The following is a 13926-nucleotide window of genomic DNA, read 5'->3' as shown; positions in this document are numbered from 1 at the left end:
TACAAGGCCTTTTTTGAAAATGAGACAGATACTTACAATACTTACCTTGGTTCTTGCTGTTTCATGTGATGATGTTGCTAAAACATCAAATTCTTTAATTGATCATGTTCCTAGAGATTCTCAAATTATTATCAAAATAAATAATATTGAAGAAGCAACCAGTAAACTAAGAGATAACAACTTCATTAAAAATAATCCTCAAATTGCATTCTTTGAATATTTCAAAGACCTAACAATTCTTAATGAAAACAAACGTCAATCTGGTTTATTATGTTTTTCTCCCAGAGGGAAGAATGATTTCGAGTATACATATGTGTCAAAATTAGATCCCTCGTTACTAAAGACTGATTCTTTAAAAACGAAGCAGATTGAAACTATGAATTACGCCGAGAAAACAATTTATAAGATTACATCAAAAGGGCAGTCTTTCTTTGCAACCAGACAAGATAGCATCCTTATTGCTTCACCATCTCAATTATTAATAGAGAATTCGATTAGAGTGCATGCTAACCCGATTCCTATTGATAAAGATTTAAAAAAAGTATATGATGTTTCTAGTTCAGATAACGCGATGTCTTTATTAGTTAACGGAAAGAAGCTTCAAAATATTCACAATTCATTATTACCACAAGCCGAACAAACATTCTTAACTAACTTTAGTGGTTGGGCTTCTCTTGATACAACTATCGATCAAAACATGATTCATCTTGATGGTATTGCAATAGAAAAAGATTCTTTATCGAGCACTATAGGCATCTTTGATAGCACAATCCCGCAAGAAAACCGAATTGCACGTATAGTACCCGTTACAGCAAAAGGTTTTATTTCTTTTACTTATGATGATTTTGACACCTTAAAGAAGAATCTGTCTGTAGCTCAAGATAGGGATATTGAAGATATTTCAAGTGACCTGGATGACATCTTATCAGGAACATCTGAAATAAGCACCATTTTTATGGAAAAAGAAAATGCCTTAGTATTAACTTCTTTAGATTCTAATAGTGCTGCACAAAGTTTAGCAGGAGACAAAATCGATACCTATAGAAACATTGAAATCTACAAGAATCAAAATTCTGAAAATTTTTCTCAGATTCTAAATCCGCTTATTAAAAAATTTGAAGCAAAATTTTATTTTGTAAAAGATGAATTCATAGTCTTTGGTCCTTCAAAAGGTATTCTTAAAGATATCATTGCTAATATTCTTAATAAAACCTTGATCGGTCAACAAGAATATTACAAAAACACGATTAAAGATTTATCCGACAATTCTTCTATTTTAATTGGAGGGGCTGTAAAACACATAAAAGAATATATTTCAACTAATATTCAGGAATCCTATGCTTCTCAATGGGACGAGCTACAACACAAAGGTTATCAAATTGGTATTTTACAAATAATCAAAGAAAATGACTTTGCTCATGTTCATGGTGTGCTACAAAAAAGCGTTACCAAAGGTGCAGCAACATCGGTAACTCAAGTAGCTTCTACTACTTTAGAAAAGAAAGTACTTACTAAACCTATTTTAGTCAAAAACCATAGAACCAAAGGTATGGATGTAGCTATTCAGGATATTGAAAATACTTTATACCTGATCTCAGACAAAGGTTCTATTTTTTGGAAAAAGAAAATTGATGGAGAAATTCTTGGTGACATCCAACAAATAGATATTTTTAAGAATGGTAGATATCAATTATTATTTAATACCGCAAATACTTTGTATTTGGTAGATCGCGACGGTAACGATGTTGCTCCATATCCTAAAAAGTTTGAAAAAGCTATTACACAACCTCTTGCACTATTTGATTATGACAAAAGCAAAAGATATCGCATTGTTATAACTCAAGGTAATCAAATTACTATGCTAAATGCCGAAGGTAATATTGTTACTGGATTTGGTTTCAAAGGCACAGATACAGATCTGATTCTTGCTCCTAAACATATACGAATAGGAACAAAAGATTTTATTTTACTTGCCGAAAATAATGGAAAGCTTACTATTTTAGACCGATTAGGAAGAACTAGAGTTGATGTTAAAAACACTGTAGATTTCTCTAAAAATCAATGGTATCAGTATCAAGACAAATTTTCTTCAACCACTAAAGACGGAAAACTAATTCAAATACAAGAAGATGGTAATGCGGTAACTCAAAATTTAAATCTAGATGAAAATAATAGAATAGTAGCTACAAATAAAACTCTTGTTACATTTTCTGAAAACAAACTTTCTATAAAAGGACGGACTATTGAATTAGATTTTGGAGTGTATACGGCCCCAAAACTATATTACATTAATAACAAAATCTACATCTCTATTACTGATATACAAGCTAAGAAAGTGTATTTATATGACAGTAATGCAGTATTATTTCCTAATTTTCCCGTCTACGGAAATTCTGCCATGACTCTTGGCAACATGGATAAAGATCCAAATCTTGAGTTTGTTGTGCAAGGAGAAGACAATGGAATTCTTATTTATCAAATCAACTAACAAAAACTAAAAGGAAATATCATTCACAAAATATTATAAAACACCCAATAAAAAAGCCTTAAATATTCAACAATCTTTAAGGCTTTTTTTAATCAATAAAGTTTAGGGATTCTTTATTATAGCAATTACTACGTAAAAAATAGGGTAAAGTCATTTTTAATTGTTGTGTACTTATATTATTAAACACAAGTCATTAATTTAAAACAATTTTAAAAATGAAATTTTCATTTATTGCCAAATTAGCATTAGTAACAACATTTATTTTTACGATTACCTCTTGCGAAAAAGACAATGTAGATACTCCAGAAACAAGTCTTGAAACAAGAGCTCCATTATCACTTGATTTAAACTCAAGCATTACCTCTAAAGCTGAAAACCCACAATTACCACAAACTATCGAAGAATTAAGAGATGCCGGAATTAGTGTTTCTTTTGGGTTAGCTAATTTTCTTTCAAACGATCTAAATATCCTTTTACAAGTTCTTGACTTAGATACTAGAACATTAAGAAGGCTTGGTTTCTTTGAATCTGAAATAGCTGAACTAGAACAAATCAGAATAGCATATAGACGATTAGTTTTCACTATAGAAAATGCGGGAAATATTGCACCTGACCCAGGAACAATATCAAGAATAAGAAATGCTTCTTATGTATTAGGTAAATGGACAGTAGAAAGTTTTAGAATTAACACATCTGCTGGTGAAGATCAATTATTAACAAACGATTTAAGCAGAATAAGTAATGCACCTGCGGGGGTTAATGGTTTTGAAGTTTCTGCAACTGAATTTAAGTTTACAATTGATGGAGTTCAAGCTGGAGAAGCATATCCTATTGTTGAAATTACAGAAAATGGATCTATTACATACCTTAAAGACAATGAAGTATCAAGATTTTATCGTATTGGTCTAAGAAATGAAGCAGGAGATATTTTTAGTACTACAAGTCTTATTCCTAGAGGAAGTTCTATCGATGGTTTTATAGTACACCATAGATTTAGAAGACAATAATAGAAAATTCTATTTTGCAAAAAAACAAAAATCCATTTATATAAAAATATAAATGGATTTTTGTTTAAGTCTCTTTACCGAGATCTAAAATTCTGCTTCAAAAAGTATTTTAAAATGTTTTAACAGCTTTTGTTTTATTTCTTCTTCATTTACTTTTTCTAATCCCAACTCTACATTTAGAGATGTTACCGCTTTACCCTTTATACCACAAGGAATAATATTATCAAAATAACCTAGATCTGCATTTACATTTAATGCAAATCCATGCATAGTAACCCAACGACTTGCTCGAACTCCCATTGCACAAATTTTACGAGCAAAGGGTGTTCCTACATCTAACCAAACTCCTGTTTCACCTTTGCTTCGGGTAGCATTAATACCATACTCTGCTATAGTAAGAATAACCATTTCTTCGAGAAATCTAAGATACTTATGGATATCGGTAAAAAAATTATCAAGATCAAGAATAGGGTAACCTACTATTTGACCAGGGCCATGATAGGTTATATCACCACCCCTATTAATTTTATAAAATGTAGCGCCTTTCTCTTTTAATTGTTCTTCACTTAATAAAAGATTACTCATATCACCACTCTTTCCTAGAGTGTATACGTGAGGATGTTCTACAAAAAGAAAATGATTTGGCGTATCTAATCCTGCATCTTCTCTTCGGTTTTTTACCTTAATATCTAAAATCTCTTTGAAAAGCACTTCCTGATACTCCCAGGTTTCTTTAAAATCTCTGATTCCAATATCTTGAATTTGAATTTTTTTATTCATAAGTATAATAGAAATGCAAAGATACGACGATTAAAAAAAGTAACCTACCTCATCTTTAATTTCGATTATCGCATTCTAAAAAGAATATCGAATAAACTAATTAGATCCTTTAATATTGTTTATGACCCAGTCTAAGGGATTATCCGTTCCTATAGTTTCGGATACATAAATATCCGGTTTGATTCCGAATCCATCCTGATCTACTGTATAAGGGGCGTTTATCTTCATTAATCCAACCCGCATTTTTACTTTAGAGTTTGGAAGCTCTACTAAAGCAAAAAGACCTGCTATTGTTCCATTATATGCGCCACCTGTTTCTTCTCCGACAAAAACCGCTCTTTTTGTCGCTTTAAGATGTGTTGACAAAATACTACTTGCAGAAAAACTTGCTCCATTAATAAGAACATATATCTTTCCGGTGTATGCATTAACTTTAGGTTTTTGAAGTCTACTAAATTTTAATTTAAAATATGGTTCTCCATTTTCTTTTTTAACCTTAAATAATTGATATCCCAATAATACTGGAGATACTAAGGTCGCTCCTACTTTTTTCACCCATGGTTTTCCATGAAAAGCAGGATATAAAAAATTTGTGCGTTTGGTCATTTTTGATTCTTTGATAAACACATATTCTTTATCCGTTAAATAGGAATACAGCTCATCAATTTCTGCTATTCTTCCTCCTAAGTTATCACGTAAATCAATAATCAAATGTTTACTTTTTGCAGAATCTATCTTTATGAAACTTTCTTTATAAAAGTCCTTATAATTCCCTCTAGTAAAACTCCTTATCTTCATATAAGCTATTGCAAGTGCTGTATCAGACGCTATAAACTTAAAATTTCTATTATATTCTTTCTTGTACGTATTAAATCCGTACTTATTATTAAGTTTTCGACGTGCTTTCTTTTTTCTTCTAGTTATCTTATCATCAGATTTACTCTGTTTTTTTGCACGAATTATTGTCGAATCCTTATCCTTTTTTAATTTGTTTTTTGTTGTCTTTTTCGGCTTACTGTATTTCGCATATAAAAATTTAGAATAAATACTATCTCCCGATTTTAACGTCATCAAAACGCTATCCTTTTGTTTGTGCGTGCCCGCATACAAAGGGCCAAAACCATTTCCTACGTAACGCGGAACAAATGTTGTATTATATCCATCACCGGTATACAAATTTGTAAAATCAGAAAACACATCTTTAATCTCCTGATTATCTACGTTTAAGACTTGAACACCTTTAACAAATACACTGTCCTTTTCATAATTTTTTTTTATAAATAAATCGTCTCCGATTCTATGAAATGCTAGCGGTTTAAAAGGATAACTTCTTTTCCCTTTACTTTTCTTTTCTTTCTTTGTTTGCTTTTTTCTTGGTGAATAAATAGAAGTATGCCCTTGTCGTATGCTCGCAATAACAGGAGCAAACTGTTTATAAAACTCTAAACTAGATATCGGTTCTTGTATATTTTTCTTTAGATCACTTATTTTTTGATTTAAGGAATCTTTACTAATATACCAGTACAAATCTGGGTGTAGTCTCTTTAATTTTTGATATGCAAAATCAATGTCTTCCCGAATTTCTTCAGGATTATGCAATTTGCTTATCTGATTATTATATTTTTCTACAGAAGAACAACTGGTCAATACTACTATAGATAGACAGCTCAGTACTTTTCTTATCATCATTATACTAACTTACAAATAACCTGAGAGATTTCCTTTCTTTGCCAAAGAAATATAGATTAAAACATTTATCTATTATGTGTTAATTAAGATTTTGGATTATTAAGTATTACCAATGCAGCAATAACACCCGGAACCCAACCGCAAATAGTCAATAACAAAACTATAACAACTGATCCGCAGCCTTTATCTAATATTGATAGGGGTGGAAAAAAAATAGCTAATAAAACTCTCCAAATACTCATAATCGTGGTCTAAATAAATTAAATGTTATAATTATATGTATCCAAGAATTTTATATTGTTACAATAAAATCGTAAAATTAATTTCTATATTTTTAAAGTTTTGTATTTCATTATGAAATTGTACTGTTACCTTTTTTGTATTTTCTTGTTTGCTAGTCAAAAAACTCTAGTTGCGCAATATGATTTTTCTGGATATGTAGACACTCAACATTGGTCTGGGGATGTCTATTTATCGTTAATTGAGGATTACAGAAAGTTATCTGGTGTGTATCCTGAACAAATAATTCAAAAGACTACTAGTGATTCCTTGGGGTATTTTAGTTTCTCTGGAGACAATCTACCTCCAGAAAATCGCATGTATAGAATACATATGGAAAATTGTTCGGAAGATGAAAAAGATGCAATTCATTTTAATGGATTTTGTCCAGACAGTAAAGAAATACTTTTCATAGCAAATAATCACGACTCCCTTACACTACCGTTTTCTTTTGATAAAGAAATGTTCTGTAAGATTGTATCTAATAATCAAAAAAGTGATGCTTTTATAAAAGTTGATTCTATTATTCATGAAATGCGTTTTGCCTTTGCCTCATATCGAAGTGAAACAAATCGTAAATTAAATGTAAAAAAATGGTTCTCTACTTTACAACAATATGTTCAAAATCAGGATGAGCCACTTACAGAGCTATACATTTATGCTTTTCTATCAGACAAAGCCAATAATCTGTATGCCTACTATCTTGAGGATCTTAATACAAATCCTTATTATGACCAACTGCTACAACGGCTTCAAACAAAATACCCTAACAACATATATACAAATCGTTATAAAGCAGAATTAGCTTCTGATAAATTTCTGATTAATTCTGGTGAAAATGCTCCGAAAAACTATTGGTTATGGGCATTATTCATAGTTTTAATATCTTCAATAGCAATTAATATTCTTCAATTTAGTCAAGCTCGGGCAAGAAATAAAATAGCTAAAGATTTAAGTAAGAATCTCACGCAACAAGAACAAAAAGTATTAAACTTTATTTTAGAGGATAAAACGAATAAAGAAATAGCTTCTTCTATGTTTGTAAGTATTAGCACTATAAAAACACATATTAATAATTTGTACAAAAAGCTTAATGTACGTTCAAGAGAAGAAGTTAAATCACTATATATCAATAAATAACAAAAATTCCACCTAGGGTCTAGTCCTCATTTCAAACCCATTTTTATTGATTTTACTTGCTCTTATTTTCATTTTTGGCAACATAATCTATTTATGAACTAAAAATAAAATAATGAAAAAAGCAATCTTAATTCTATGTGTAATTTCAATTGGTTTCTTAATGTCTTGTAGCAATAATGCTAAAGACAAAATCAATCCAAAAAATGTCACCACGGCAGATGTTCGTGATGCCAAAGCCAAATTGTTACCTGCAATCACATTTACTAAAACAAATCATGATTTTGGTACTATTAATGAAGGAGATATTGTAGAACACAATTTTACTTTTACCAATACAGGTAATGCTCCTTTAGTAATAATAAATGCAAAAGGAAGTTGTGGTTGTACTGTTTCCAAATGGACCAAAGAACCAATAGCACCTGGAGCCAAAGGAGATATGTTAGTACGCTTTAACTCTAATGGCAAGCCAAATCTTCAAAACAAACAAGTTACCATTACAACAAATACAGAAAAAGGAAAAGAAATTCTTAAAATTAAAGCTATGGTAACTCCAAAAGGGAAAACAGCAATAAGTGGTACTCCATTAAGCAAGTAATATATCTATCAAAGAGAGTCTCTCGTAAAAGAGAGGCTCCTTCATACTACTTAAAATAATTACTCCCTTTTTTCAATCTATTAATTACACATTTTAAAATGAAGACTATTATATCCATCTCATTCTTGTTTTTACTTTCTATATCTCTAACAGCTCAGTCATTTAATCAAGAAATTGCACGAGAAGGGCGAGCTCCAATTCTCGTTGGCAAAATCAACAATAAAGGTTTAACTAAAAAACCTTATGATCAATGGTTTACAAAAAACTATCTAGAATACACCCCTAATCAAAATATAATTGATACACTGAAAAATAAACTTAATACATATACAATTAAAATTTTTTTGGGTACATGGTGTGGAGATAGTAAACGTGAAGTCCCAAGATTCTATAAAATATTAAACAACAGTAATTTTTCTTTAGATCGTGTTACGACAATTGCTGTAGATCACAGCAAAGACAATTATAAGAAGAGCCCCGGAGGAGAACATGAAGGGTTAAACATTCATAAAGTACCAACTTTTATATTTTATAAAAATGGAAAGGAAATTAATAGAATTGTAGAATCACCTAAACGCTCTTTAGAAGAAGACATGTTAACTTTATTATCTAAACAATATATTCCAAAATATAACCCTAATCCAGTAACGAAGTAATATCCAGAAACAAACTCTCAACTTTGACCGTATTGAATCATACTAACAGCTTAACGCATCTGGTATCTATCGTACAGAGTCTCCTTTATGAATTGTCATTTCTAAAAGTTCATAGTGTTCTCCTAATTTTCTAAGATCGATTTTTTTATTCTTTTTTAAATGTTTATCAAAAAAAGTGGTGACAAGTTGGGTTGTAATCTCTATACCTAATCTGACATCGATTGTTCCTGTTCCTGCAATAGATTTTATAGGTATCATAAACGGAATATCCATAAAATTAGGGTGCCCCGATTTTAACAATTTAGTTTCATAAAAATAATCAGTACTCTTATGTAAGTACGCATGAGAATTTATGTCTGGATGTGATGTTGGCCAATCAGCCGAAATGTATAAGAAAGGCTTGTGATAAATGGTATCCATCATTTCGCCCCATTGCACACCATCTATATTGGCTGCGGCCTTTATTCTATTATCCTTTATCGTTGCTTGACCCGCTGCACCACCACCTACAGAATGACCAAACACCCCTATTTTAGTCACATCTAACTTATTCTTAAAAAAACCTTGAGTATTCCAACCGTCAAATTGATCAATAGTATACACTATATCCTTAGACCATCTTTTTATTACTTCAGTAACAGAATATTCTTTAGAAGCTTCTCTAAGTATTGCATGTCTTTCTTTAAAAGAAATATCTTTAGTAAAAGCGTCTTTTATTGGATCTATATGTTTCATAGATTCAGAACTTATTTTAGCTTGAAAATCATAATCAAAAAATTTCATAGTACCATCAGGAAAAGTAGTACCAAGACTTTCATACGTATGAGTCATATTTACAATAACATATCCATGACTGGCTAATTCTGTTAATAGCGCATAGTATCCGGTAGATTTGGAACCATATCCATGAGAAAAAATTAAAATAGGAAATTTTTCATTTGCAATAGCAATACCTTCATACACGTGAGTTTTTACTCTATCTAAGTAGTTGATTGTCCAACTTGGTAAAATACCTTGACTATACTTAGTGATAAAGCCAAGTCTATTTGCCTGATCCACATATGGCTCATGTTTTTTGGTCACTGTAGCGTTTGATGGATACCAAACTTTGATCATTAGTTCCCGATTATCCGTAGGATCTTTTGTAATAGTTTCTTTAAGCTCTGTTTTTAAATGAATCCATTGTGTTCCTACTCTATATGGGCCTGTAGGTTCTGGAAGTGAAAATACAGGAAGTACAATCGGTAAAACCCACCCTATAATTACTAATAGTATAGTAATAAGAAATCCTAGTCCTCTAAAGAAAGCTAATTTTGAAGGCTTACTTAGATTTACTCTTATTATTCTCCAAAGTAAGACTAAAATCAAAAAATATGCGATTAACATCTGCCAACGCCAACCTTCGATACTTAAATGCAAAACAAGAGTAAGTATCAAAAAACCTAACACATATTTTCTATGTACAACTGTAAGCAATGGTCGTTTTACAAATGGTAAAACTGTAACACAAACTAATAAAAGAATTTCTAAAGCTCTCATTTTCTTAACTAAAAGGTTATAATCCTCTGCAAGTTCTTCCATTACTATTGGTTATTTATTTTTTATCGATGAATTACTTATTAAGGTTCCTTTTCTTATAAATAAGTAGCCTAAAATGCATTTTAGAAGCCAATTGATTTGAGTTATCTGATTGAACCTATATCTTTTCGACATCACCTCTTATTTTTTTAATGTAACAGTAAAATCACCATGAGTTTCAGTAAGAAATTCACTGTAAAATTCTATAATTGATAATATCTTTGAAAAAGCAGCAAAAGTTTTTAAACAGACTTTTCTTTAAATTATACAAATAGGCTACTTTTGTGCCTTCAAAATGGAGAATTTATGCAATTATCAGAACAAGAACTTGTAAGAAGAGAAAAATTAAATTCATTGCGTAGTATGGGAATAAACCCATATCCTGCAGCATTATATCCTGTTGATTACACTTCGAAACGTATTAAAAGTGAATTTGAAGAAGGTAAAAAAGTAATCATTGCAGGTAGATTAATGTCTAGACGAATTCAAGGAAAAGCTTCTTTTGCAGAATTACAAGATGCTGATGGTCGTATACAAGTATATTTTAACAGAGATGAAATTTGTACGGGTGATGACAAAACTAAGTACAATGATATTTATAAAAAACTACTGGATATAGGTGATTTTATTGGTGTTGAAGGTGAATTATTTACAACTCAAGTAGGTGAAAAAACTGTAATGGTTAAAGATTTTTCTATCCTTAGTAAATCTCTAAAACCATTACCTTTACCTAAAACCGATAAAGACGGTAATACATTTGATGAATTTAATGATCCTGAATTAAGATACAGACAGCGTTATGCAGATTTAGTTGTAAATCCTCATGTTAAAGATGTATTTATCAAACGAACTAAACTGTTTAATGCCATGCGCGAGTTTTTTAATGAGCGTGAATATTTTGAAGTTGAAACACCTATACTACAACCTATACCAGGTGGCGCTTCTGCCCGTCCGTTTATTACACATCATAATTCTTTAGATATTCCTTTATATATGAGAATTGCCAACGAATTATATCTTAAAAGATTAATTGTAGGAGGCTTTGATGGAGTTTATGAATTTTCTAAGAACTTCAGAAATGAAGGAATGGATCGCACGCATAATCCTGAATTTACGGCTATGGAAATTTATGTAGCCTATAAAGATTACAACTGGATGATGGATTTTTGTGAGCAACTATTAGAACATTGTGCTATAGCTGTTAACGGAGATACAAAAGCTACATTTGGTGAACATGAAATTGATTTTAAAGCTCCTTATGCTAGAGTTACCATGGCAGATTCTATCAAACATTTTACAGGTTTTGATATTACTGGCAAATCTGAAGATGAAATTCGTAGTGCGGCCAAAGAGATGAATATCGCAGTTGATGATACCATGGGTAAAGGAAAACTTATTGACGAGATTTTTGGTGAAAAATGTGAAGGAAAATATATCCAACCCACTTTTATTACAGATTATCCTAAAGAAATGAGTCCTTTATGTAAAGAACATAGAGATAATCCAGAACTCACCGAACGTTTTGAACTTATGGTTTGTGGTAAAGAAATAGCAAACGCATATTCTGAACTTAATGATCCTATAGATCAACGAGAACGTTTTGAAGAACAATTAAAATTAAGTGAAAAAGGAGATGATGAAGCCATGTTTATAGACCAGGATTTTGTAAGAGCTTTAGAATACGGAATGCCTCCTACTTCGGGAATGGGTATCGGTATGGATCGCTTGATTATGTATCTTACGAATAACCAATCTATCCAGGAAGTCTTATTTTTCCCACAAATGCGTCCTGAGAAAAAACAAATAGAACTTAACGACAACGAGAAAGCAATATTTGACATTCTTAAAAAAGAAAAGAGCATAGCTCTTTCTGACCTTAAAAATGCTGCAGGTTTAAGCAATAAAGGCTGGGATAAAGGAATGAAAGGATTATCCAAATTAGGATTAACAAAAGTTACCAAAACAGATGACAATCTAATTGTTGAAATAGCCTAGTTTTTAACTTTTTTTAACACTTATTTTAAGAGAGTTCAGGAGTTAACATTTTTTTAACTATATTTGCGCGGATACAAAAAAAACCCTCAAATATTATGAAAAAAAGATTACTGCTGCCTTTGGCATTATTAATTAGTCTTATCTCTTTTGCACAAAGTACAGATTTAGACAAAGAAACATTAACAGTTTCTTATGTTAAACTACCCTCTGAACCGATTTTAGATGATACCAAAAGAACGTATTCTTCTAGTAGTAGTTCAATAAGAATTTCTGGATTTTCTAAAGTAAAATCACCAGGAACCTTAGATATTTCTTACCGCTTTAATGGAACAAAATCCAGCGAGGTAAATATTGAGAAAATAACACATGAGAAAAAGGATGATGATGGTAACGTAGTATCAACAACTTACACTTACAAAGCAAAATCTTCTATATCATCATCTGCTACAATAAATGTTATTAATGCAGCCAATGGCGAGAGTTATGAAAAAGGATTTAGTGATTCTAACTCTTATGAAAGTAAAGAATTTGATAGCTATTATAAAGCTGAAAGACATTACAAAACTAACAAGTACGATATCAGAAGTAGTCATGGATCTAAACATAAAGGAAATATAAAAAGAAGTATCCGCTCTTATTTAGACAGAAGATATGGTTATGTTCCTTATACTACTAGTTCAGAATTTCTTTGGATTCTTGGATCTAAAAAACATCCAGAATTTCAAAAACATCATGAAGCACATGAAAAAGTAAAAGCTGCTTTTGCTAAAATGAAGTATGATGAGCCATTAGACGATGTAAAAAAAGAAGTAGAACCTGTTATCGAATACTTCAATAGTATTATACCAAACTACCCTGGTACAAAACGTAAAATGAGAAAAGTAAAGTATGCTAGTTACTATAATATAGCTAACATCTACTATTACTTAGATATGCCAGAAAAAGTTAAAGAATACGCTCAAAAACTTATTGAGAATGACTACGACAAGAAAGACGGTAAAAAATACATAAAGTATGCTGACAATCTAATTAAAACACTTGAAGTCAACAAAATGAAAACTCGTCACATGAAGGTGCTTACTGAAGATCTTAGTAACATACCTGATGAAGAAGAGGAAGTTGAAGAAAAACCAGCTGCTGCTCCTGCGGGAATAGAAGTAAATCAAGCGTATTTAATTACTAAAAAAGGTGATACTACACTTGTAGACATTAAGACAGAAGATATTGTAAAAATAGGCTTTGATCTAAAAACTGTAGAATATGACAATAACAAAAGTCCTATAGGTACAAGAGTACAGGCAGCTAAGAACTGTCAAGAACTTCTTTTTGTTGACGGTTTACATTACAGAAACATTAAATTTAAAGAATCTGCTCTTAAGGGTGATGCTGTAGATGCTGGTCAAATGTTAGCTGGTGCTACCGACAAATTGTGTAAAGTTCTTTTTGAGTCTGACAAAATAAACCTATACATATTTAACAATAAAGAATTGGTTATCCTTCCTACAGGTGCAGAAAAAGGAAAATCTACTATGGGTACAAGTTTTGTTTTTGGTTTTAAAAAGAATCTTGCAAAATTTGCCGAAGGATGTCCTGCTGTAATAGAAAAAGCTAAAAGTAAAGGATATAAAAACACTAAAGAAAGTTTACTTGAATATTGTCAAGAACTTACAAAATGCGAAGTTAAATAACTCCTTTGCATTACGAATACAAAAGCAAATA

General features: G+C 31.0%; 11 protein-coding genes. 7 read left to right on the top strand and 4 right to left on the bottom strand.

The features are described from left to right. Positions 1-19: 19 nt before the first annotated feature. Both D1816_RS21700 and D1816_RS21695 read left to right on the top strand, forming a co-directional pair. Entirely contained in the window at positions 20-2488 is a 2469-nt protein-coding gene (locus D1816_RS21700) for a hypothetical protein (RefSeq protein WP_118505672.1), read from the top strand. A 215-nt stretch (positions 2489-2703) separates the two neighbouring features. Beyond that, positions 2704-3495, top strand: a complete 792-nt coding sequence (locus D1816_RS21695; protein WP_118505670.1) for a hypothetical protein — start codon at positions 2704-2706, stop codon at positions 3493-3495. Between the two features lie 84 nt (positions 3496-3579). On the opposite strand, the gene lipB is transcribed toward D1816_RS21695, so the two are convergent. From lipB to D1816_RS21680, 3 genes are all read right to left on the bottom strand, one after another. After that, positions 3580-4275 carry a lipoyl(octanoyl) transferase LipB gene (lipB, locus tag D1816_RS21690; protein WP_118505668.1) on the bottom strand — a complete coding sequence of 232 codons (696 nt, stop codon included), beginning with the start codon at positions 4273-4275 and terminating at the stop codon, positions 3580-3582. 96 nt (positions 4276-4371) lie between these two features. Continuing rightward, positions 4372-5964 carry a S41 family peptidase gene (locus D1816_RS21685; RefSeq protein WP_118505666.1) on the bottom strand — a complete coding sequence of 531 codons (1593 nt, stop codon included), beginning with the start codon at positions 5962-5964 and terminating at the stop codon, positions 4372-4374. A gap of 83 nt (positions 5965-6047) precedes the next feature. Continuing rightward, on the bottom strand, positions 6048-6206 hold the full coding sequence (locus tag D1816_RS21680; protein ID WP_082832250.1) for a YqaE/Pmp3 family membrane protein: 159 nt from the start codon (positions 6204-6206) through the stop codon (positions 6048-6050). A 112-nt stretch (positions 6207-6318) separates the two neighbouring features. Here D1816_RS21680 and D1816_RS21675 point away from each other — a divergent pair, with 112 nt between their 5' ends. The 3 genes from D1816_RS21675 (at position 6319) to D1816_RS21665 (ending at position 8634) form a co-directional block, all read left to right on the top strand. Beyond that, positions 6319-7383, top strand: a complete 1065-nt coding sequence (locus D1816_RS21675; protein ID WP_118505664.1) for a LuxR C-terminal-related transcriptional regulator — start codon at positions 6319-6321, stop codon at positions 7381-7383. Between the two features lie 112 nt (positions 7384-7495). Beyond that, entirely contained in the window at positions 7496-7978 is a 483-nt protein-coding gene (locus tag D1816_RS21670) for a DUF1573 domain-containing protein (protein ID WP_118505662.1), read from the top strand. A 98-nt stretch (positions 7979-8076) separates the two neighbouring features. Next, the gene (locus D1816_RS21665; RefSeq protein WP_118505660.1) at positions 8077-8634 is read left to right on the top strand and encodes a thioredoxin family protein; all 558 of its coding nucleotides are present in this window, start codon (positions 8077-8079) and stop codon (positions 8632-8634) included. 66 nt (positions 8635-8700) lie between these two features. Here the strand turns inward: D1816_RS21665 and D1816_RS21660 are convergent, their stop codons facing one another. Beyond that, positions 8701-10215, bottom strand: a complete 1515-nt coding sequence (locus D1816_RS21660; RefSeq protein WP_118505658.1) for a hypothetical protein — start codon at positions 10213-10215, stop codon at positions 8701-8703. Between the two features lie 303 nt (positions 10216-10518). Here D1816_RS21660 and lysS point away from each other — a divergent pair, with 303 nt between their 5' ends. Together lysS and D1816_RS21650 are read left to right on the top strand one after the other, a co-directional pair. After that, on the top strand, positions 10519-12207 hold the full coding sequence (lysS, locus tag D1816_RS21655; RefSeq protein ID WP_066307751.1) for a lysine--tRNA ligase: 1689 nt from the start codon (positions 10519-10521) through the stop codon (positions 12205-12207). Positions 12208-12302: 95 nt separating this feature from the next. Then, positions 12303-13895 carry a hypothetical protein gene (locus D1816_RS21650; protein ID WP_066307754.1) on the top strand — a complete coding sequence of 531 codons (1593 nt, stop codon included), beginning with the start codon at positions 12303-12305 and terminating at the stop codon, positions 13893-13895. Positions 13896-13926: the final 31 nt, after the last annotated feature.

The organism is Aquimarina sp. AD10 (assembly GCF_003443715.1).
GTDB classification, from domain to species: Bacteria; Bacteroidota; Bacteroidia; order Flavobacteriales; family Flavobacteriaceae; genus Aquimarina; species Aquimarina aggregata.
Note: the sequence above shows the minus strand (reverse complement) of the source record. Positions and strands in the feature narration are given on the sequence as shown.

Bases quoted from the DNA above. Each gene is read 5' to 3' on its own strand.
- D1816_RS21700 (WP_118505672.1), top strand. From the start codon at position 20: ATGAGACAGATACTTACAATACTTACCTTGGTTCTTGCTGTTTCATGT.
- D1816_RS21695 (WP_118505670.1), top strand. From the start codon at position 2,704: ATGAAATTTTCATTTATTGCCAAATTAGCATTAGTAACAACATTTATT.
- lipB (WP_118505668.1), bottom strand. From the start codon at position 4,275: ATGAATAAAAAAATTCAAATTCAAGATATTGGAATCAGAGATTTTAAA.
- D1816_RS21685 (WP_118505666.1), bottom strand. From the start codon at position 5,964: ATGATGATAAGAAAAGTACTGAGCTGTCTATCTATAGTAGTATTGACC.
- D1816_RS21680 (WP_082832250.1), bottom strand. From the start codon at position 6,206: ATGAGTATTTGGAGAGTTTTATTAGCTATTTTTTTTCCACCCCTATCA.
- D1816_RS21675 (WP_118505664.1), top strand. From the start codon at position 6,319: ATGAAATTGTACTGTTACCTTTTTTGTATTTTCTTGTTTGCTAGTCAA.
- D1816_RS21670 (WP_118505662.1), top strand. From the start codon at position 7,496: ATGAAAAAAGCAATCTTAATTCTATGTGTAATTTCAATTGGTTTCTTA.
- D1816_RS21665 (WP_118505660.1), top strand. From the start codon at position 8,077: ATGAAGACTATTATATCCATCTCATTCTTGTTTTTACTTTCTATATCT.
- D1816_RS21660 (WP_118505658.1), bottom strand. From the start codon at position 10,215: ATGGAAGAACTTGCAGAGGATTATAACCTTTTAGTTAAGAAAATGAGA.
- lysS (WP_066307751.1), top strand. From the start codon at position 10,519: ATGCAATTATCAGAACAAGAACTTGTAAGAAGAGAAAAATTAAATTCA.
- D1816_RS21650 (WP_066307754.1), top strand. From the start codon at position 12,303: ATGAAAAAAAGATTACTGCTGCCTTTGGCATTATTAATTAGTCTTATC.